The sequence below is a fragment of the Kamptonema sp. UHCC 0994 genome (assembly GCF_029167235.1).
Taxonomy (GTDB): Bacteria; Cyanobacteriota; Cyanobacteriia; order Cyanobacteriales; family Microcoleaceae; genus Kamptonema.
On the sequence record NZ_JARFTR010000258.1, the window covers coordinates 26171 to 44699 of the forward strand.

Sequence of the window (18529 nt, forward strand, 5' to 3'; positions counted from 1 at the left end):
TACCGAACGGAAAAACAGGTTATTATTGCTTTTATCGCTACTAAGCTGTCATCTACAAACCTGCAATCTGCTGTATCCTTCCTTCCCCTTCCCCTTCTACATTAAAAGAACGGCTATCGCCTCTGGGGGTTGATAACGACTCAAATAAGTAAATAATGGTCAGAACTAATAACGCTACACCCCAAACAAAGACTAAAATATCAACACCTAAAAGTGCAAAGGAAGCTACTCAAGAAAACACAACTTCTGAAGCATATAAAGTTGACCCAGAACTATTCGGCAGTGGATACAATCAAGCACGCAAACCGTCTTTACCCTACGGTATTGTCATCAATGATAACCCTGCTGGCATCTTAATTCCTACTGACCAACTCATTAAAGCTGAGTGGTACTCCATCCCATCCGAAGCCGAGTTAACGACAGTTGATTTAACTGAAGAAGTGACAGGATTGCTGCTCCAAAAAGTGAAAATTTTGGTATTAGCTTTTATGCCAGAGTACATTCGATACAAAGATATTGAAGAAAATGGTGAATTAGCTGGTGCATTTGTTGGATTGTATGACGAATACCGCCATAGTTTCAACAAAAAGATGCAGGAAGTCTGTTCAGAACACGCTCTCATTTTCTTAAATTCCCAGAATTTACCATTGCACAAATCCCCCATAGTAGTGCGGTTTAAAAATGTCTCTCTTTGGAGCTTTAAGAGTGCTAGAGAAGAGTTTTACCGCAACTTAGAAAGGGCATTTGCTGATTACTTTGAGGTAGAATACAGTGGCAAGAATGACAGATGGCGCTCTTTAGGAGTCTTGAATGTTCACTTCCGAGCTATCAAAGAAGGGGAAGGCAAAAATAAATCGTTCTGCTGCAAAACTTACAGCATTACTAAGCCAACTAAGGCGAATTTGCCTAAACTATACCTCGGTAAGCCAAAACAGAAAAAAGAGGTTTGGAATCTACACAATAGCATTGGTGGCTTTCTTGAAGCTGGAGAAGCTCAATTACCAGCTTTAGCGGCTAATGCTGATAACAAACCAGAACGTTCAGCCTCCCTTAAAGTTCAGGTGTTGCCTGCTTTAAGTAAAGATTTAGACCACCGTAAAGGTCAAGCCCTTAAAGTTCAGGTGTTGCCTGCTTTAGGTAAAAATTCAAACCACCGTAAAAGTCAAGCGAAAAGTCAATCCAAGCTGCCTCGTAAAATATCACAAGTTGAGTCAGAATTTGATACAGAACTAGACGAATTGGATGACTTTGAAGTACCAACAGAGGTTGAAATTGAGGTGGATGGAGAAACTGACTTTGATTAAGTTTTGAAGGAGGGAATGGGGAATGGGGAGTGGGGAGTGGGGGGAAAGGGGGAGGGGGAGAATTTGAGACTTACTTTCTACTTCCTTCTTTGTACTTTTGAGAATAAGGGGAAGGGAAGGAGAAGGAAAGATAAATTTTAGCTTTCCTTTCTTCAATCAATCCTTCGGAAACTTAGGGAAAAATGACTACAAGGGTTAATTTGCTCTTGGTGGTAATTTTCCTCAAACCCTTATTCTGTCGTTGGTAATCAAAAGCTATCCGATACTCCCTACTCCCCATTCCCCACTCCCCACTCCCCTTTCCTACGTCAGTTGATAGACAAGACCATTATAGCAAAATTTCAGCCTGCGTTGGCTTGTTTTTACGAGTTGGTTCACAATTAAACAGGGCAATTCCACCTCCGCTTGTTCACTTCCTTCAACTGCAAATAAAGCTGTTTTTGGTGCAATATTGGGGTTAAGGTAAGCTGTGAAAACTTCACGTTTAACCTGACTTTTATCATTAGGGATTAAGTAGCCAACGTAAAGACAGCCCATCTTGCCACACAGTTTGGAATTGTTAAAGTCGTACAAATTAAGTTGACCTTTATTACCCCTAACTTGTTGGACACGCATAGTGGCGATCGCCTCTTTTGGCTCCACAATGCTACTATGAGACTGTACAATCTCGATCAAGGTTTCTGCGGGAACAATTCCACTAGCTTTCTCCCAGGATAATTGAGAAAAAGTTGTATCGCTACTCGCACTGCAAGCAGCCGTCCCCAATAGCATTGCTAAGCCAATAAAGATTGTTAAACCAATACGAAACCAATAGCCAGTCCGATTCAACCAAGCTGGGGGTTTACTACATTTGACTACCTGTTCATTCAACTCTTGCATATTTTCCTCTATTCAGACACTAATAAATTCAATGAGCAAGTGTAGTTGCCGCTATTGCTACTGCTAAACCCAAAATGGCTTGTAGTAGAAATGAGTGTTTCAAGCGTACTGAAAATTCTCCCCTAAAGAACTTTATTGACCCTAAAACCATGCTGATAGTCGCGGCTATTGGCAACCAACGAGTACGCCAAGTCCATGTCTCACCGCCAGAGTGGTTGCTGATAGAACTCGAAATGCAACTGCTATTGTTGCGGTTATAGTTGTAAAGGGTTTTGACTTTTTCTCCGTACTGCTTAAGCGAGTAGCCTCCTAAAATGTCCGAGTAGCTGGCATCCACCTTGCTACTAGAACCGCCAAAGTGCTTTTGTGCCACTCGTTCAATTAAGCGATCGCCACTGAATAACTGCCTAGTTGTCGGGTCAATTTCCTGCTGCGTGCCAACTACACTCTCAGCCAGAGAATTTTGCAAAACCCGATCCTGAACCGCTGGGGGAAAATATTGAAAAAGCTCCTCAGAAGTAGGCTGGGTGCCACTATTAACTTTTTTGAGGAACTCCGCACCCCCAGGTACAGAAGCGATCGCCTCCTGCACATCTTCCCGGTAGCTCATAAATTGATAGCGACCGAGTGCCCGCCCGCAGTTGCGTGAGCCATCTGCACAGGTAGCAGTACCGATTGCTTCGTAGTCACCACTACCTGCACTTTCCAAATTGGCGATCGCCTCGGATAAAGCAGCCACATCTACGTTGTTAATGTAGGTGGCAGGTTGGGCGCAATCTCCCTTTGATTTGGGAGTGGGTGGACGGTTTTGTTTAAGCTGAGGCGGCTGTTGATTTGAGCCTTTTGGTTGGGAAAGTTTTGGTGAAGATACAGCATCAGTAGGGCGAGAAATACTGTTAGAAGCACCCCCCTCCACTTTGCCAACAAAGATAGGGGAATTTGTTTGGTAGGACAAGAACGGAAATGGGCCAATAATGTAAGGCGATTTCCCACAAGGCAAACTAAACCTGAAGTACAGAGCCGTGTCAACAGTATCGCTGGTTTCTGATGGCTCCATTACCACTACTTTAAACGCATCTCCAAAGGGATGCCGACCCGTTGGTTCCCAACCAGCCAAACAGCCAGAACCGCCTTGCACTTCCTGATATTTCCCACTAATCCACTGCTTCCCTTCCAGTTTCGATGCAAGCTTGCGACCGCTGTTTTCTAAGTCATCAAGTTCAATGTAAGCACAATCTTTCTGGCACGCTACCGCAAATCCTTCTACGTTAGAACCTGAGATTGTATTAGAGCGCTTACTTTCAGCCGTTCCATAAATCATGTCAATTCGCATCACAGTTGAACCCAGTTCTCCCACAGGAATTGGGAAACTGCTCAAAGGCACTTGATTGAGTAAGGGAATGTCAGCAATCCGCTCTGATATCCACCCCTCAAACTGTTCTAAATTGACACTTGATAAAGAGGGAATGTCCATTAAAGAAAACCCAGAAAGGTCGATTTGGTTGAGAGAAGCTTCTGCGAACTGGGGAAATTTAGACATAACTTGACTGAGCGGTAGTTCGCCAGCATTAGAGACATTTATGAGCGAAGTTTGAGAAGCTAAAGATGCAAGAGGGACAACTTCTTTCAATTTCAAAGAGCTTAAATTTGGCACAATTTGGATGAGCTTCTCTACCTTTTGTCTGCCCAAGAGTGGAAATGCTGCTAGAGAGATATTTTCTAGGTTTGTTCCTCCTGTTGCTAACTGTTCAATGCTTTCAAGAGAAAGAATTTCTGGTTTGAGAGCTTCGCTGATGTCTCCAAGTTGCAAGATTTGGTCAGGAGTGTTGCCTTGTGACCAACTACGACCTCCCCAACTAGATGAATTAGAAACTGGTGGTAAATTGCTAAAAGTAATTTGGCTCCAGTCAGGTAATAAAACTCTTGTAGCAGACTTTTGCTGGTCATTACCAGGAATTTCCCAAATCCTAACTGGTAAGGAATTTAACTCAGAAGAAGCATTAGCAATTCCTGGTAATTCCAGTGCTATGACAACAGAAATTAACCCAATTGCTGTAGCTCTTATTAAGAGCCAAATTAACTTATTCAGTTCAAAGCAAACATTATTTAGCACTTTCATAGCATTGGCAGTTCCAACAACAATTAGAGCAATTTTCAGTGATAACAGGGTAGTTGCTAATTGCTAATTGCTAATTAAAAGTAGTACCTACCCAATTGAAAACTGCTATAAGTGGGAAGGTTGGGTTGCCTATGTCATAAAGCTGCCCTCCCCACTCCCAACTATTAAATTTCCAGTTCAAACTGTGGATTGGGATGAGATGCTGTGTCCGTCCAAGCACAATCTGCTAGATTGGACTCGTCGTACACATTTTCTTGATAGCCGTCTTCAAAGTTACCTTCTTGAGATTTCTGAGGTAATGAATAGCCACCTGATTGATAGCCCTCTGACTGGTAGCCAGAAGTGTTGTAGCTTGATGTGGATTCGTCTGAGTAATTAGGGTTCATAACAATACATGAAACTAGAAAACACTTCTAGCCTAAGTTAACGATCAAACCAATGCCATCACCACAATCGACAATATTTGATAGCTCAACTGGATCGATCCTAATGGAGGGGGTAGGTTTAACTATAAACAACAATCTTCTTTAGCAATAGCTTGCTACCGATTGCGGTTGTCAACAAGCTATTAACTAATCTTGGGATTATGAATTATTTACCTATCCATCCTCAAAACCTGTACGAAAAACTATTAACTAATCCACCTTATTCGTGGTTTCCCTCATCAGAATTTGTTTTAGAAGAAATGTTAAAATATGCTCAAGTCACTCCCGGTATTGTAGCGTTAGATCCGACAGCCGGAGAAGGTGCTGTTGCTAGAAAACTGCAATCTGCTGGAGCCATTGTCGATGTCATTGAAATTAATCCCTTGCTGCAACAAATTTTATTTCAGCAAGGATTTAATTTAGTTGGCTCGGATTTTATGAAAGCTGAACCCCAGCGTCTCTATCCACTATTAGTAGCCAATCCTCCTTTTTCATTTAGTCCATCAGAAAGAGGAGTTGACTTAACAATTATCAGACGAGCTTTCGATCTATTTCTCGCACCGGGTGGGCGATTGGTTTCAGTTGTCAGCGCTTCTCACAAGCATAGCCAATGTTCTAAGGCGAGAGCGTTTAGGGGATGGTTAAATCAAATTGATGCCCAACTAATTGAACTGCCCCTAGAAGCTTTTTGGGGAACATTAAGGCCTGTTACTGTCGAATCTTGGTTAGTAATTGCTAAAAAATAAGGGGAAGGGGAAGGGGAAGGGGAAGGAAGGATAAATTTTAGCTTTTCTTTCTTCAATAAAAGTTAACACAAACCTGGATTTTCGCTTCCCTTTCCCTTCCCTAAATAACTTGTTTTTCCTCACCCTCTCACCCTCTCCCCTTCTCCCTCCCTTTCTCTTAACCTTCCCCTTCCCCTTCCCCTTCCCCCTCCCCCTCAAATGAAACTTAACCTAGTTCAAACTCCTTATCAACTGTTAAATAGTGGTTCAGAATTAGAATTAGCTCTTAAACCATTTCAACAGGCTTCATGCTTTGGAATTGACTGCGAAACGGCTTTTGGAATTGACCCATACCGAGCTAAAGTTCGCCTGGTACAGCTTGCTATTCCCGATAGGCCAGTAGCGATCATCGATCTCTTTGCGATCGCGCCCACCGATCTTGGCCCCCTGCGTTCCCTGTTAGCCGGAAATGCCCTCAAAATTGGACATAACCTCAAGTTTGACTGGCTGATGCTGACTAGGGCTGGGCTTTCACCATCCAAACCTTTTTTTGATACTTATCTGGCTTACCGCGTGCTAATAGCCGGACTCAAGCGCACTTCGTCTCTGGAAGCTGTTGCTGATAAATTGCTGAAAGTGAAGCTAGACAAAGCACAGCAGGTTAGCGACTGGTCAGGAGAACTGAGTAGAACTCAACTGCAATATGCTGCTACTGATGCTGCCATCTTACTACCGCTATGTGAGGTACTTCACCGTCAACTTTATTCAGCACAACTTTGGCAGACTGCGAAACTAGAATTTGCCTGTTTACCTGCGGTGGCTTCTATGGAACTTAATGGGATGCTTTTAGATAGAGAACAGTGGGGTATTTTAGGAGAGAAACTCGCGACTAAACGCGATTCCCTTTTAAGACAAATTAATTCACAACTCCATCGACCTAACCCTCATAAACAAATCTCTTTGTTACCGGAATTCACGGATACAATTAATCCTCGTTCTCCGAAACAAGTCTTAGCGGCTTTGCAAGAGAAAGGCATTCCTGTTACTTCCACTAATTCTCAACAATTAATTCCTTTACAGGGCGAGTATCCCGTTATTCAAGCACTCTTAGAATATCGCAGCTTATCAGCTCGTATCAACACTTTTGCTCTGGGTTTACCAGAACATATTCACCCAATTACAGGGCGCATTCATCCTAACTGGTTTCAGATTGGGGCTCGGTCAGGGCGGTTTAGTTGTCGAAAGCCAAATTTAACAAATATCCCTAGAGATAAAGAAACCAGGCAGTGTTTTAAAGCTGCACCCGGTTACGTCCTACTTAAAGCCGATTACAGCCAGATTGAACTGCGGATTATGGCGAAAGTGTCGGGGGATATTAGGATGGTTAAAGCTTACTCTCAAGGGGAAGATTTGCATTCTTTGACAGCTTCCTTGGTGTTGGGAAAACTTTTAGCTGAAATTACTATCGAAGATAGACAACTCGGCAAAATTATTAACTTCGGTTTAATTTATGGCATGGGAGTTAGGAAATTTAAGCTGATGGCTCAAGCAGAGCATGGAGTCATTTTAACTGTGGAACAAGCTTCGTACTTTCGGAAGAAGTTCTTTGAATCCTATACAGGTATCAAACAATTTCATGCCAAAGTTCGGAGTGCATGGAGCCGAGGTATTCGAGAAAGTCGCACCGTTTTAGGCAGAAGGAGATTATGGTCAAAAGAGACTAAGCCGTTGCTTAATGAGATGTTAAATAACCCCATTCAAGGAATGAGTGCTGACATTACTAAACTCGCTCTTGCTCTATTGTTTAATCCTTTGAGTCGCACGAGAGCGAGACTGATTTGTGTCGTTCACGATGAAATTTTAATCGAGTGTCCTCTTGAAAAAGTGTCGTCAGTTAAAGCAATGCTTGAAAAATGTATGGTGAGAGCCGGGAATAAGTTTCTCTCTCCAATTCCTTGCCAAGTAGAAATTAATGTGATTGAAAGTTGGGGAGGGTAATAGATTAACGAGGAAGGAAAGGAGTGGTGAATAGAAAGTGGTAAAGCGGCTACTGCGTTCAAGTTAAGTCTTAATTTATGTGACTTGAGCGCAACCGGATGGTGGCGTAGGCTTAGCCAGCACTTCCTACGTTAGTTACCACCGCAGGCATCGCACACTATCAAACTCACGTTGCATTAAGAATGGTATGTTATATTGATTAACCATCAACCGAGAGAATCGTTAGGTCATCGCACACCATCGCTCAATTAACTGTTGTAACATCCGATCGAGGTCAGCGATCGCTCCCAGGTTGAGACAAAAAACATTCTCAAGGGTAGCGCGTAACTCTGCAACCGTTGAAAGGATACGATGTTCTGTTCGACCGTCCAAATAATGTACCGTAAACTGATTATTCCACAAGGCATAACGACAATTTGAATCCGGTTTTGCCGCCATCAAGTTAGTAACAAAAATCGAGTTGGGATGAGTTGAAACATACCAATTACTCACCTCATAATCGGGTAATTCTTGCTCCTGAAGATCGAATCTGTAAAGTGATTTCCACTCCTGCTTGATATATGCTTGCATGATGTAGGTGCGATCTGTGGCGATAAATCGAAATGATTCATGGGATGTAGCTTGTTCAATATCCGGTGTCAAAGCAAGCGGCGTGGTGAGCGTTAATCCTCCGAATCCCACATCTGCAATGTATGGCTCTCCATCAATATTGACCCACAATACCATATGACTGCGAGGTGCGATCGTCCCGGATGGTAAATTCCACAGCACACGGGCTGCCAAATTTTTTAACTGAAAGCCAAGAGCAAGCAAAACATCCCGCAACAGTGAATTTTGCTCAAAACAATAGCCGCCCCGTCCCTCATTGATTAGTTTTTGTTGCAAGGATGCTAAATCCAGCTTTACAGGTTGTTTCAGGAGTGAATTGAGGTTTTCAAACGCGATCGTTTGGGAATGTCGTTGATGAATTGCCTGTAACGTTGTCAGCCTGGGTGAACAGTCGCCACTATAGCCAATTCGTTGAAAATAGGCATCAAGGTCGATCTCAGTCAGTCGTTGTTGCAATGGTTGCAGATTCGCAGCAATCTGTTCGGCGCGTAAAAGCAATGGGTGTCGATCTACCATAGGGGTCATCCTCCAAAAACTAACTGTTCCAGTCAACTCGCAAGCTGGTATGTACCACCCCGTTTTAATGCCTGTTGATAGGCCGGGCGAGAATGGATGCGATCGCAAAACTCCATTAGCCTGGGACGACTGGCATCCAATCCGCCTCGCGCAATTGCTACCTCAATGGGAAAGCTCATCTGAATATCAACCGCGGTGAATTCATCTCCAGCAAACCAGAGGCTTTGCTCAAGCTCTGCTTCTAAATAATTGAGGTGCTGCGTAATTTGAGGAGTAATGAACGTATCCTTGGTGCGTCTGGCGATCGTCTGTGCGATCGGTTTGATAAAAAATGGCAGGGGTTGTTGCTCAATGCGATCGAAGACCAGCTTGAGCAGCAGGGATGGCATAGCTGAGCCTTCAGCATAATGCAGCCAGTAGATATAGCGCCATCGCTCGGGTGTGCCGGGTGGCGGTGATAATCGTCCTCCACCGTATTGCTCCACCAAGTATTCAATGATGGCTCCAGATTCGGCTAAGGTTAGCGTTCCATCAGTGATGACAGGCGACTTACCCAGAGGATGAATCTGACGCAGAGCCGCTGGTGCTAGCAGCGTTTTGGGGTCACGTTCGTAATACTTGATGTCATACTCCAGCCCCAGTTCCTCTAACAACCATAGAATGCGCTGGGAGCGAGAATTATTTAAGTGGTGGACAGTAATCATCTGCTTACTCTAATTGTTGCAAGTGCGTTCTAATTTACCAGAATGCTCAAGTCCTTTGATCTAGATATAGATTTTAGGGGAAATAATTTATATCTAACTATCTGATTCCTGTGCTACTGTCAAAATCCAAGGCGATCGCCTTGAACATTGACAAGCTGATTACGATCGGTGTGTTTTTACAGCGCTCGCCATTTATTTGGATCGCCAAAAATTGCCTTGACGATCAAATTGGATCGTAAGCAGGTGGCCGGTACTCAAACAATTCTTGGTCGCCCGCTGCAAACAAAGAGCGATCGCGACCAGTTGCAGGCCGAGCAAAGGACGCTTTATTACGAATCCCCTGAATATCTTCAGAAGAACGCTCAGATGACAGCACAAACTGAGTCCTCTGATAACGTAAATCAGCCAATTCAATTTTACCCGGCCTGCCTTCACAATAAGCTCGTTCAGCGCAGCGCTTAACTGCGATCGCAATTTCCGCACTCGTGGCTCCGGCATAATCAGATAGCAACGAATACCACTGCCTTTCACTCCAAGGATTCTCAATTCCATCCCCAAACTGCTCCTTGAAATACTTAGCCAAATGCAAATTGAAAATCTCATAACGAGCGCCGCTATGTGGCAAATCCACAAACCAGATTCCGCCATCATCAAATCTGCGGATAAGTTCAGCCGGCAGCATTTCTAAACGGTTAACAGTAGCTAACATTAGCACTTCACTTTCATGCTCCTGCATCCAAGTTAGCAACTTCTGTGACAGCCGCCTAGCTACACCACCATCCGCATTTGATTCCCAGCCAGAAAAACCCTTATCAAAATCATCAAAAAACAGCACACAGCCACCCAAATTATCCGCTGTCTCCAGCATTTTATGGAGAGCGCGATCCGGATTAGAAGCACCGAGAATATTGCCCCAACTTGCGGATATAAGCGCATAGCCTAGTTTTTTAGCAGCTAGCTTTGCACTCAAACTTTTGCCCGTCCCCGGCGGCCCCCACAGCAGCATTCCTTTCGGAGGTTTAAGGTGATATTTCCTCGCATTACTGTCGGATAACTTCGTGACATCTTGCAAATAAGCATCTAATAGATCTAAACCGCCAGCATGAGGCACGTCTGGAGAAGCAATGAACTCCAACCCCTGGTCTCGAAGTTGCGATATTTTATACTCCAATACCAACTGTGCGATATGAACAACTGAAGTGGTCACAGAGAGCGATCGCTCTAACACCAATTCAATTTCAGCCTGTGGCAGCCCTAAACTAGAAACAGCCAGCCGTTTTTTAGCTGTCACCGCATCTGAACCAAAATCAAGGGAACAATTCCGAGCGCAAAATTTATCTATAATAACTCCTACTTCCAAACTATCAGGTAGCGAACATTTAAGTAGAGGAATTAAAGGCCTTAACTTTGATGGTAATTGGATGTACTCACCCAGGAGTACCCAATATTGCTCGGCTGAACGCTCTTTCAACTCAAAGAATGCGTTAGCGAACTGAGAATAACGGCGGATAATAGGCTCACTGGCACTGCCTGACTCCAAAATATCCTCTAACAAAAAGATGCCAGGGCGGTCACTTTCCAACATAAATTGCAGAACATCATTCAAAGCTGAAAGCTCAGTCTTGCAGAGGACGCATTTACTATCAAAACATCGCACCTCCTGAATATTTGCATATCCGGGATTCCAGTAATAAACAGGTAAAGAGCGCTCATCGCCATACTGATAAAATGATGACAAGATAGCTTTTCTATCTGCACTGCAATATTCTACTGCAACAATGGGAGTATTATTTGCCAATATATTTGTAAGCGAGGAAATATTTTTCACTTTTCACTTCTCCAATAACACTTCAACTACTTTAACCACCAATCTTTAAATGTAACTCCCTACTACTAGATGAATTAACATCCCTCAATTGGAGGGAGAAGGGGTGAGGGGGAAGGAAACGTCAAATTCTCTCAGTCTCCCTCTCCGCACTCCCCCTCAATTTTAGTAATTGTGCCTAGCGGCACTCATAAATTGATGTTATGTAAGTTAAATTGTCAATCATGGCCATAACTAAAAAGCAAACCGCAGCTACTCCAAATCGCTCTCAGTCACCTGTTGCTGCTAAATCTAAACCGCCTGAAAAGAAGAACAGTCAAACAGTCGGCAGTAATAATGGAGCCAAATCAAAACCTCAACCTAACCTCAGCGCCGAGCAAATTGCTGTTGAGCTAGTCAAACAGATTCGTAATACAATTCATAAGAAGTACGGTGTGACAATTCAGCGTCGCAATAGCCGTATTTCGACAAAGGTAGGTCACGCAATTCGTGAAAAACTGGGATTAGATATTCAAGCTCAGTTGAACAAGCGTAACGGCAACGGCAATGGCAAAAAGTTCGACTGGCAAGAGTGGAACAATACTGTGTTTCCCAAGCTAGTTGGTCGGCCTGATGAACTCAAGTATGATGTCGAAGTTGTTGCCCTAGCGATGAGCCAACTTTACGATTCCATTGCTGAAAATCCACAAGCTGCTATTGCGGATTTAATGGAGTTCAATGCTCAAAGTTTAAAGCGTCGCAACGAGTTAGCTAAGTCCTCTGAAGAAGATACTGAAGAACTCGATGATAACGACGAACTCGATGATGAAGATGATGATGAAATTGATGACATACTCGATGGAATTGATGACGAAGACGAAGAAAGCGATGAAGATAACGATGAGGAGGATGATGGCTCAGACTCAGACTCAGATGATTTTAGTTTAGACGAAGACGAGGAATTTGACGAAGACGATGAATAATTAATTGCTCAATTCCGATGAGAAAGCTCTGCCGAAATAGTAGAGCTTTTTTAGCCTCTATCGAGGCTTTTTCTAAGAATCGCAATTCATTTAATAAGGAGAGGGGAAGGAAAAATTTTCAGTAATGACGCGATTTTACTAAAGTTTTTCTAACCATTTCCCTTCCTTCCCCTTCCCCTTCCCCTTCCCCTTCATGGTAATGATTGTCGCCACCATCCGAGTCAGGGTGCTCTGGGAATTATACCAACAAATTCACAACCAATTAAACCTTAGCATTGGTTGTGAATTTGATTTTACCCACCCACCCACCACTAATCTTTTTAATTAATTCTAATTAGCCGACTTTCGTCGCTTTAGTTGTGAATAAAAAACACTTGGAGTGTTAATCATGGCTAATCGCAAATCCGCTCAAACTCCGATGCAAAAGCAATTCGCTGAAACTCTTGAAGAACAACGCTTTGAGATGTTTCTGCACGTCGCTCGCGAATTAACGGGACGTGCCAAACAGCGGCAGTTGCCGAAAGGTAAAGCTCTTGACTGGGAAGCATTCAATACTTGGTTTAACAAGCAATATGAAGGCTACTCAGCTAACGAGATACTTGAAGAAATCCTGAGCAATGTTTACTGGCTCGCATCGGAGCAAGCAGTGATTGACTTGCACTTCCGCTATATCGAATCGGCAGTTAAAGCCGCTAATAAGAAAAAGGTTACTGACGATGATGAAGACCTTGATGATTTCGTCAAGTAAGTTGATTGTTACCCCCAACAAAGGGGGTAAAGTCCTGCTCAAAGCAGGATTTTTTTTAACCCACCCACCACACCCAGTTCCATTTGCAACATTTAGAATCGCATTTTCTGAAAGTTTTAGTTGATTGGTTTTAGGCAACAAAATAGGTCGAACAACAAGTTGGGAAAAACTGCCTGTTTGTAAATCAAATGATTGTTTTATTTAAAAAGATTTGAGTTTAAACGCGAGCGCGTTTGAGAGATGTTCTACTTGTAAATTCTCGCCATGTACGAACCTATTCAACATTTTCTCACCCTAACAATTGAAACTGTAGTAATCCTTGGTTACGGTGGCTTAATTGTTCACTATATCGCTACGCTTTCTACATCGAAGCAGATGAATCTTGCGGAAAAACAGGAGGCAGAAATTACCCCAAAGTTTGTACCTATTCTCAATGAAATTACTTCCTTTCCTGCTGTTGCTGAATGTGCAGCAACTCAAGAACTAACAGCAGAACAAGGCTTAACCTCTTCGCTACAAGTTAAAGCCGAACTTGCTTCAAATATTCAACTCGATACTGACCCATTAAATCTGCCCTTCATTCAAGTCGATAGCCTCACTCTTCGACAATGCCGCACCGTTATTCGAGCAATCAATTCTACTCTGCCTAAAAGCGATCGCCTGAGTCTTAAACTCAACAAAAAAGACGCACCTATCGATTGGTTGAAAACACAAATCAAGAAGCAACTTGAAAATCATCCACAGCTATTTTCATCTTTAAACCTTGACAATTTGGAGAGCTAGTTAATTGCTTTTCTCGTGTTTGCCAAGGGTAATTAGATCCTACCAAGTTGTTCGCTCTATTCATTGAAGCTCAATCCCCCTTCAATCGCGCTCGCACGAATTCCCTCTCCGTCCTACTGACGTTACCTAGAGAATTGCTACATAGCAGCATATCTGCCTGCTGCGAAGATTTGTCGTGCCGTTAATTGCAAGTCAGGAAAAATTGAGGAAATCAGTCGATCTTCATTTTGAAACAACTGTTTTTGATACTCATCATCTTGCAGCGTACAAATAGTAACTGTTGGCTGTTTGGGTTTGCCAATATATTCTCTACCACCAATACCCAGATAGTCAACAATCCAATATTCAGGCACTCCTAGCAGTGCATAATCTTCAACTTTACGGGCATAGTCGTTCTGCCAGTTAGTGCTAACAACTTCAGCGATTAGTTTAATTGAGGAACCTGACGTAATCACAGGTTCTTGTTGCCACAAAGGTTCATTAATTAGTCGATTTTGATCTAATACAATCACATCAGGGCGAAAAGCTGTTGCTGTTCCTAATAGTTTGATGAGACAGCGAGGAGGGAGAAAGTAAGGTAAATCCAGGCGGTCAATTTCTACATTCAGTTTTCGTCCCAGAAACCCAGATACTTGCTCGTGAGGCCCTGTTGGTTCCATTTCGGTTAATTCACCATCAATTAGTTCGTAACTATCGCTGTCGCCGTAGTTGGTAATAAATTCATCAACAGTTATAAGTTTTGGAGGTGATTGAACCATTGTGTTTGTTCCTCAAACGACGGCAATGTGCATTTTTATTTAAAGCTCCGCCATACCTGAAAGCTTAGCGGTGGGTTGTTTGCGCCTCTGTTCCTCGGTGTCAGCCAAAGTAATCTTTCGCCTACCAATCTGTTCAATCAATTCACTCAAGCTCAATCCTCGCTCTCTGGCAATAGTGCGAAAACCCTCCCATCCCGCAGATGTTACCTGAATGTTCCTTTGCTTCTTTGGCTCCTCATATCGAGGTTCGCCTCCGCCTAACTTCAAATTAGCCAGAGAGTTGGGGTGGAGTAGCGTTCCTTTTCTTGGAGGCATTTGGCAACATTATCCTTTCTCTATTTTCTTTATTATCCCACATTTTTATTCCGATTCCATGTTACTATAGAAAATATGGAATAAACCTATACCAGCGATAATCTTCAAGCTGGTGTCTGGCTTTATTGCTGACAAGCTCAGGGCTGACTTATTTCAGGAGGCACAAGAAAATGTACCCAACTCAGGAGACATTGGGCAATGAGCAGCGTCAATCGTTAGTAGTTTTGCTCGACCCAACTTCCAAGCGCCGCCACACTGTTGCGGACTCCCCGCAGATTGACCCAGAATTCAAGGCGCTCATCCCTCCTTTGAGTCCGAGCGAGTTTGCTACCTTAGAAGCCAGTATCCTTGAGGAAGGATGTCGAGACCCATTGGTGGTCTGGACTGAGGAGAAAATTCTGATTGACGGTCACAACAGGTATGCTATTTGTACTGCACACAGCATCCCCTACCAAACTGTAGAAAAATCTTTCGACAGTCGCAACGCTGTCAAAGTTTGGATGCTCCTCAATCAACTGGGTCGCCGCAATCTTACGTCTGAATCTGTTAGCTATTTGCGCGGCACTTGCTACGAGCTGGCAAAGCAGTCCCACGGCGGCGACAGAAAATCAAGTGGTCATTTTGACCACTTGAAAACAGAGGAAAAGTTGGGGGTGCAGTTCAAGGTATCCCCAAAAACGATTCGCAGGGATGCTCAGTTTGCTACAGCAGTAGATACTCTGGGTTCCATTGGAGGAAACGAAATGAAATGGAAAATACTAACTCGCTCTGCTGGGTTGACAAAAAAGGAAGTCCTTGCTTTGGCAAATGATGCTCGCAGCCGTCGGGCTAAAGTTGCCCAGGCTTTACAGGAGCGGTGCCAAACGGTGGAACCTGAAAATCAACCTCCCATTGCTCACCAACTGACACTCAAATGTGGTTCCTTAGTAGAAGTGTACGCGCCTGATCGCCCTGAGCTTCACCACAGGTTAGGCCGAATTGACTCCGTTGGAGAAAAGACAGCCACAGTCTGGATGCAGCACGTTCCTACCTGTACCATACAGCTTCACACCTTCAAGCACAGAGCGCTAACTGTTGTGCCATTGGAGAGCGAACCACGCTTAAAGCAAGTGTGCGATCGCATAAACCGACTTTTTGAATCAGGCAACCTCGACCCATTTGAGGTAGAAATTTTGAATTTGCTCGAACAACGTGTTGCTCACACACCTTGTGAAATGCAATATTTGGAACAGATTGAAACGCGATACAGAACGAAGGAGAAGGGAGAGGGGGAGGGGGAAGGGAGAGAGGGGGAGGGGGAGAAGGGGAGAATTTGACGTTTACTTCCTTCCTACTTGTTTGTTACCTCTTGGTACTTTTTCCCTACTCCCTTCCCCTTCCCCTTCCCCTTCATTAGGGAGCAAAAACTCGCTCTTTGGGATTTCTCGTCCACAAAGTACAGAAGCCATCTGTCGCCGCTTTACCCTCTACAGTTAGCGTTACTCCCAATCGATTCACCTCACTTTCACACAACATTTTTCCATTTTTTTCACTCAACAAAGCTTGATTCCAACTCATAAATTGTTGAGCATATTTTCCCTCACTACTAATAGCCCACTTGATCGCTTCTGCATTTTTCATTGCAAATTGTCCTTCAGCACTCAACCCCCAATTCATTGCCACAGCTTCTTTGAGAGTTAACTGGCGAGGCCCTTTTGGATCGAGGGGTGTTGCTGGAGCAAACTTAGGAATTGCCAACCCGATAAACACGCCGATGGCTATTGCCCCTAATACGGCCGCACTTCCAAAAATTACTGACCAAATATCGTGAGCAACTTTCTCTAAAGCAGCTTGCTGAACTAACGTTTTAACTGAACTAGCAATCTTTCGGTGCTGTACGTTGACTGCTGCTTTACCCTGTCGTTCTAAAAACTCCCGGCTATCTTGTTCCCAGTTATCAATTAGCTGCCGTACTTGCTCTAGTTCTTGAGAGATAACAGCTTCAGAGTCTTTTAATTCCGCTTGCCATTTTGACTCCCAATTCCTGAAAAATGAATCAATTTCTTGAGGCTTTTTTTCGAGGAGCAATTCGAGTTGACCCGTTGCTAGAAGTACAATAAACAAAGGGTCATTTTTATCCAAACCGTAGCGGTAAGCATTGTTAATAACTTCGGAACGAAATTCAGCATTTTTGCCTTTGAGTGCCTGACTGATAAGAGACTCACGCTCATGCTCAAAAGCAGGTGGTGCAGCTAATTTGAATAAGTTATCTCCCACAGAAGTCTTATCAGGGGTTAGCTCCTGGTCTATTTGCTGCCACAAATATGAGTCACTATTTTCATCTTCTTCATATTGACCCTCCAAATTCTCATCATTTACTAAACGCTCTACAGTCTTCTCTGAAAAATCATCATTAAACTCAACTTCTGCCAATTTTTCAATCTTTCTATCGCTAACTCCGGTTGCATCATCTGACATAAGTTCCTCTCATAATCCCTGAAATTACATTGACACTCCCACCCCTCTCGACTCCTGAAGGGGCGATGCTTGCAGTGCGGTTAAAGTCTGTCAGGGGAAGGGGAAGGAAAAACTAGCTCATTGTTAGCTTTTCTTTGTTCAATAACAGCTAACAATAACTTAGATTTTTCCATTCGGCAGAGTTCTAAGCGTTGCCTTCCCCTTCCCCTTCGCCAGTATCTAAAACAGCTTCATCTGATGGCTGTTTCTTAATATCTTGTACCACTACTGACCGCGAACGATTCTCGCTTTTTAGATTAGGTCGATAGGGAGCTTGATTGAAAATTCTCGTTGCCTCAATTGCATCACAAGTATTTTCTAGAAAAGTGTACATTCGCTGTTGGTTGAGTAAATGAAAGCTGGGATGTGATAGCGCACCTGTTAGAGACAGGCTTTTATTAGTGTCGAGCAACCTTCGTTCTAAAGCACTGAGTTTAGGCAAGTCAACAACTAAAATGCTGTGTTCTTCAAGCAGCTTATTTAGGTTTTTATGGCTGCTGAGGTGAGACCAATCTTTGCACACCCCAAAATTGCGGACTAAAATGTGTTTCAGTCGGCCTTGAAAGCGGTTAACTGATTCCAAAAACATCTCGATACTATCAGCACGCCCACTGCACAAAAACCATTTGCAAACATCTATGCCTGACTTTTCTTTAAAAGAAGCAGTTAACAAACCCGCCGTCTCAATCCAGCCATCTATTATAGAAGAAACGCGAGCTGGCAAATTGACAATGACAGGAGCCTGCAAAGCTGTCTCGAAAATGATGTCTGCCTCAAAGTTTTCTTCATCTTCCGCCAAAGTAATGACTTTAGCAGACTCGGGATAGCGCTGCTGCACGTTGGGATTGCCCGCATCGCCATCGATTAGGGTATAAAGAAAGTCGTACTTGTTGTTGTACTCTACGAGAAGGCAACTCCACATAGACTTACCAACACCACCGATTTCTCCATCAACTAAATGAATCATATTAGTCATAAAAAATCTCCACAATGTTGCTCCTAAATAAAACCTTAGACAAGGTAAAAACCATCTCAATTCCTTAGATTCCCTAGCTAAAGGTGGGCCCTAGCATCGCCGGATCGAATCCTGCTAGATTAACTGTGTCACCCTCGCTGGGGTCAAATTCTGAGTCTGTCATCTGTTCTAGTTCTAAACTCGAACTGATAGCTTGTGGCGCTCTTGAAGATTGACGAGATGGTTTAGAGAGAACTGACTCGCTTGCTGTAGTGAAACCTGGGAGCATCCCGATTTGGTAAAAACAAAAATATTAAACTGCAAATTCGCCATTCAGGTAGGCACAACGCAGTTGTAACATTTGGGAAACACTTTCCGATTTCCACTGTGCGCCTGAAATTTTTAGCC

Annotated in this window: 19 protein-coding genes; 8 read left to right on the forward strand and 11 right to left on the reverse strand. The window is 43.4% G+C overall.

The genetic code is table 11. From position 1 onward, the window contains the following. Nucleotides 1-155: 155 nt before the first annotated feature. Complete coding sequence (locus tag PY364_RS22690) at nt 156-1304, forward strand: DUF5895 domain-containing protein (RefSeq protein ID WP_275526528.1); 1149 nt, start codon at nt 156-158, stop codon at nt 1302-1304. Nucleotides 1305-1607: 303 nt separating this feature from the next. Here PY364_RS22690 and PY364_RS22695 read toward each other — a convergent pair whose 3' ends face one another. The 3 genes from PY364_RS22695 to PY364_RS22705 all read right to left on the reverse strand — a co-directional run bounded on the left by PY364_RS22695 (nt 1608) and on the right by PY364_RS22705 (nt 4688). Then, entirely contained in the window at nt 1608-2183 is a 576-nt protein-coding gene (locus PY364_RS22695; protein WP_275526530.1) for a hypothetical protein, read from the reverse strand. Between the two features lie 28 nt (nt 2184-2211). Further along, nucleotides 2212-4302, reverse strand: coding sequence for a hypothetical protein (locus PY364_RS22700; RefSeq protein WP_275526532.1), 2091 nt, complete (start codon nt 4300-4302; stop codon nt 2212-2214). A gap of 164 nt (nt 4303-4466) precedes the next feature. Beyond that, the gene (locus PY364_RS22705) at nt 4467-4688 is read right to left on the reverse strand and encodes a hypothetical protein (RefSeq protein ID WP_275526534.1); all 222 of its coding nucleotides are present in this window, start codon (nt 4686-4688) and stop codon (nt 4467-4469) included. A 200-nt stretch (nt 4689-4888) separates the two neighbouring features. Here PY364_RS22705 and PY364_RS22710 point away from each other — a divergent pair, with 200 nt between their 5' ends. Together PY364_RS22710 and PY364_RS22715 are read left to right on the forward strand one after the other, a co-directional pair. After that, on the forward strand, nt 4889-5473 hold the full coding sequence (locus PY364_RS22710; protein ID WP_275526536.1) for a class I SAM-dependent methyltransferase: 585 nt from the start codon (nt 4889-4891) through the stop codon (nt 5471-5473). Between the two features lie 198 nt (nt 5474-5671). Further along, nucleotides 5672-7450: a bifunctional 3'-5' exonuclease/DNA polymerase gene (locus tag PY364_RS22715; protein WP_275526538.1), complete on the forward strand. Its 1779-nt coding sequence runs from the start codon at nt 5672-5674 to the stop codon at nt 7448-7450. 222 nt (nt 7451-7672) lie between these two features. Here PY364_RS22715 and PY364_RS22720 read toward each other — a convergent pair whose 3' ends face one another. Beyond that, entirely contained in the window at nt 7673-8575 is a 903-nt protein-coding gene (locus tag PY364_RS22720; protein WP_275526540.1) for an arylamine N-acetyltransferase, read from the reverse strand. A 32-nt stretch (nt 8576-8607) separates the two neighbouring features. After that, nucleotides 8608-9279, reverse strand: a complete 672-nt coding sequence (locus PY364_RS22725; RefSeq protein ID WP_275526542.1) for a glutathione S-transferase — start codon at nt 9277-9279, stop codon at nt 8608-8610. Between the two features lie 110 nt (nt 9280-9389). Between PY364_RS22725 and PY364_RS22730 the strand changes: the two genes are divergently transcribed. Continuing rightward, a complete protein-coding gene (locus tag PY364_RS22730; protein WP_275526544.1) occupies nt 9390-9518 on the forward strand; it encodes a hypothetical protein in 129 nt (42 codons plus the stop codon). Here the strand turns inward: PY364_RS22730 and PY364_RS22735 are convergent. Next, nucleotides 9503-11107 carry an AAA family ATPase gene (locus PY364_RS22735; RefSeq protein ID WP_275526546.1) on the reverse strand — a complete coding sequence of 535 codons (1605 nt, stop codon included), beginning with the start codon at nt 11105-11107 and terminating at the stop codon, nt 9503-9505. The genes PY364_RS22730 and PY364_RS22735 overlap by 16 nt on opposite strands. 221 nt (nt 11108-11328) lie before the next feature. Here PY364_RS22735 and PY364_RS22740 point away from each other — a divergent pair, with 221 nt between their 5' ends. The 3 genes from PY364_RS22740 (at nt 11329) to PY364_RS22750 (ending at nt 13597) form a co-directional block, all read left to right on the forward strand. Beyond that, entirely contained in the window at nt 11329-12066 is a 738-nt protein-coding gene (locus PY364_RS22740) for a hypothetical protein (RefSeq protein WP_275526548.1), read from the forward strand. A 388-nt stretch (nt 12067-12454) separates the two neighbouring features. After that, complete coding sequence (locus PY364_RS22745) at nt 12455-12814, forward strand: hypothetical protein (protein ID WP_275526550.1); 360 nt, start codon at nt 12455-12457, stop codon at nt 12812-12814. A gap of 264 nt (nt 12815-13078) precedes the next feature. Beyond that, complete coding sequence (locus PY364_RS22750; protein WP_275526552.1) at nt 13079-13597, forward strand: hypothetical protein; 519 nt, start codon at nt 13079-13081, stop codon at nt 13595-13597. A 137-nt stretch (nt 13598-13734) separates the two neighbouring features. On the opposite strand, the gene PY364_RS22755 is transcribed toward PY364_RS22750, so the two are convergent. Both PY364_RS22755 and PY364_RS22760 read right to left on the reverse strand, forming a co-directional pair. Continuing rightward, complete coding sequence (locus PY364_RS22755; protein WP_275526554.1) at nt 13735-14355, reverse strand: Uma2 family endonuclease; 621 nt, start codon at nt 14353-14355, stop codon at nt 13735-13737. Nucleotides 14356-14394: 39 nt separating this feature from the next. Further along, nucleotides 14395-14670, reverse strand: a complete 276-nt coding sequence (locus tag PY364_RS22760) for a hypothetical protein (RefSeq protein ID WP_275526556.1) — start codon at nt 14668-14670, stop codon at nt 14395-14397. 170 nt (nt 14671-14840) lie between these two features. Between PY364_RS22760 and PY364_RS22765 the strand changes: the two genes are divergently transcribed. Beyond that, nucleotides 14841-15986, forward strand: coding sequence for a hypothetical protein (locus PY364_RS22765; RefSeq protein WP_275526558.1), 1146 nt, complete (start codon nt 14841-14843; stop codon nt 15984-15986). A gap of 76 nt (nt 15987-16062) precedes the next feature. Here PY364_RS22765 and PY364_RS22770 read toward each other — a convergent pair whose 3' ends face one another. The 3 genes from PY364_RS22770 to PY364_RS22780 all read right to left on the reverse strand — a co-directional run bounded on the left by PY364_RS22770 (nt 16063) and on the right by PY364_RS22780 (nt 18410). Further along, nucleotides 16063-17127: a DUF6753 family protein gene (locus tag PY364_RS22770; protein ID WP_275526560.1), complete on the reverse strand. Its 1065-nt coding sequence runs from the start codon at nt 17125-17127 to the stop codon at nt 16063-16065. Between the two features lie 184 nt (nt 17128-17311). Further along, entirely contained in the window at nt 17312-18142 is an 831-nt protein-coding gene (locus PY364_RS22775; protein WP_275526562.1) for a mobilization protein MobD-like protein, read from the reverse strand. 73 nt (nt 18143-18215) lie between these two features. Further along, the gene (locus tag PY364_RS22780) at nt 18216-18410 is read right to left on the reverse strand and encodes a hypothetical protein (protein ID WP_275526564.1); all 195 of its coding nucleotides are present in this window, start codon (nt 18408-18410) and stop codon (nt 18216-18218) included. Nucleotides 18411-18529 lie beyond the last annotated feature (119 nt).